The sequence below is a fragment of the Dendronalium phyllosphericum CENA369 genome, assembly GCF_016056275.1.
Classification (GTDB): Bacteria; Cyanobacteriota; Cyanobacteriia; order Cyanobacteriales; family Nostocaceae; genus Dendronalium; species Dendronalium phyllosphericum.
In genome coordinates this window covers 1-2,658 of the sequence record NZ_JAECZA010000170.1, presented here as the reverse complement: position 1 = coordinate 2,658, position 2,658 = coordinate 1, and the positions used below count along the sequence as shown (strand labels likewise).

General features: G+C 45.6%; 1 protein-coding gene. It reads right to left on the bottom strand.

What is annotated here, in order from left to right; translation table 11 throughout:
* Positions 1-971: 971 nt before the first annotated feature.
* Positions 972-2,465: an aldehyde dehydrogenase family protein gene (locus I8752_RS21935; protein WP_214434395.1), complete on the bottom strand. Its 1,494-nt coding sequence runs from the start codon at positions 2,463-2,465 to the stop codon at positions 972-974.
* Positions 2,466-2,658: the final 193 nt, after the last annotated feature.

Below are 2,658 nucleotides of genomic sequence, written 5' to 3'. Positions count from 1 at the left end.
CTTTCAAGTTGGTCATTTGACCTATCTACCCAGTTATAATTTCCTGTTGCCTTTCGGCGTGGCAGCATTCGCTTCTTGTGGCATCTTACACCCACTGGGGGATTAAAGCGGGATTACTCCCATCTCTACTTTTGACATCGACCTAGTTCAAAAGACCCCATTGGGGTTCCTACGTATCACACGCGAAAGATACAACTAGCTTGGGTTCCCTCTATACACCGGGGGTTTCTGGTGTCCCTGATTCTGAGGATTGGGCAGAATCACTTTATCCCTTTTACCGTCTCAGCCGTTTTCGGTAATTCCTCTTCACGATGCCTCTGCAAGGATTCACATCTGTTAACCCTGTCTAGTTTTACCCTAGCACTTCACCTAACTATGCGCCTTGCTGATGTCGCGCATTTTACCCTCTAGCTATGAGACATTACAGTTACCCGTAATGCCCCTTTGGGCGGGTACTGGCATTGACACTCGCCAGGAGTATTTCTGAGATACTCACTCTCGTCGTGCAACCGATAGTCGCACCCATCCCCGTGAGGGGTAGTAAAAGGAAAACATTTAAAAAATGCTTTTTTTCCATTCCGCAATGATCGTTTCCATCCCCGTGAGGGGTAGTAAAAGGAAAACGACTGGAAATGTGGACAAACGCTAGTACCTATAGGATTTACGTTTCCATCCCCGTGAGGGGTAGTAAAAGGAAAACCCTACCCTTTTGGAAGCTTTACCTAGAGAGGGTTAAAGATACCCAAATCTGAGGGGGGTCTATTTTACCTGTCAATAAGTTGTAATTATTGACAAAAACTATTAATTTCATCGTCTGAAACTATTACCTAGCAAGCTATCTGAGGGGGTCAACGACAGAATCACGGTTTCAGCGATCGCCTGACCCCCTCAGTTAACATAACTTAACAGGAAAAATCTTTATTTAATTATCAAGGTTCGTATTTTAGTAATCTTTGCAAACGGTATCATTATTAACCACGATTGTCAATCTGAGCGCGTTGTAAACTTCCGGAAAAGTCAACATAAACACTCTTCCATTCTGTGAAAACATCTAAAGCTGTGGTTCCAGCTTCGCGGTGTCCGTTACCCGTTTGTTTGACACCCCCAAAGGGCAAGTGTACCTCAGCACCAATAGTCGGGCCGTTAATATAGGTGATGCCTGCTTCAATATCACGCATGGCGGTAAAAGCTCGGTTGATATCGCGGGTATAAACTGAGGAAGAAAGACCATACTTACTATCGTTGAGAATGGCGATCGCTTCCTCGAATGAGTTAACCTCAATTAATGCTACTACTGGCCCAAATATCTCTTCACGGGCGACGCGCATATCGGGAGTGACACCATCTAAAATGGTTGGCTGAAAGAAGTAACCTTGTTTGAGGGAACCAACACTTGCAATTTCCCCACCAATTAACACCTTTGCTCCTTCCTCACGGGCAATATCCATATATTGGCTTACCCGTTGGATTTGTCTTTCATTGATTATCGGGCCGATATCCGTATCGGAATCATTGCCAGCACCCAAGCGTAACTTAGTAGTACGCTCGTGGAGCATGGCAGTAAACTTTTCTTTGATGTCACGATGTAAAATTAAGCGACTGGTAGCCGTACACCGCTGACCAGCAGTACCAAACGCTCCCCAAACTGCACCATCTAGTGCTAGTTCCAAGTCGGCATCTTCCATCACCACTTGGGCATTTTTGCCGCCCATTTCCAGACAGACACGCTTGTGAGTGCGTCCGCAAGTCTCACCAACAAAAGCACCTGTTTGGGAAGAACCAGTAAAAGACACTAAATCAACATCGGGATGCTCAACTAAAGCTTTTCCAACCTCTTCACCTACGCCATGCACCAAGTTAATTACTCCTGATGGTAAACCTGCGGCGGCAAAAATTTCAATCAATTTAGTGGCACAGGCTGGAGTATCTTCCGCTGGTTTGAGAATTACTGTATTTCCACATACCAAAGCTGGCATAGCTTTCCAGCAAGGAATTGCCACAGGAAAATTCCAAGGTGTAATTAAAGCACAAACTCCTATAGGCATCCGTACCGTCATGGCAAACTTATTGGGCATTTCCGAAGGCGTAGTTTGCCCGAATAGTCGCCGTCCTTCACCAGCACTGTAAAAAGCACAGTCAATGCCTTCTTGTACATCTCCCCTTGCTTCCGTCAGGGGTTTACCCATTTCCCGACTGATTAACTGAGCAAGTTCTTCTTTATGCTGGAGTAATAGTTCTCCGACGCGAAAAACGTACTCTGCCCTAGCTGGAGCAGGAACTTTGCGCCAACTGTGGTAAGCTTTTCGGGCTGCGGCTACTACTTTATCTACATCATCAGCTTGGGAACGGGGGAAGGTAGCAACGACTTCATCGACTAAAGCGGGGTTGCGGCTTTCTAAAATGTTTCCTGCTGCGGCACTCAACCATTGACCATCAATATAATTGCGACAAGTTAGCATTGTCATAACCAAATTCCAATTCCTTAAAGGATAAGTACAGAACTACTGCTACCCTACAAGGCAACATTACTAACTGGGTATTAAGTAGACCGTACACTGCCCTGGTGGAGTGCATTGTAGCTTAATCTAAATGAGAACTGCCACAAGTTAGGGAGACGCGGGGATGCTCTCCCTAACTTGTGGCAGTTCTCATTTAGAT

Bases quoted from the DNA above. Each gene is read 5' to 3' on its own strand.
- I8752_RS21935 (WP_214434395.1), bottom strand. From the start codon at position 2,465: ATGACAATGCTAACTTGTCGCAATTATATTGATGGTCAATGGTTGAGT.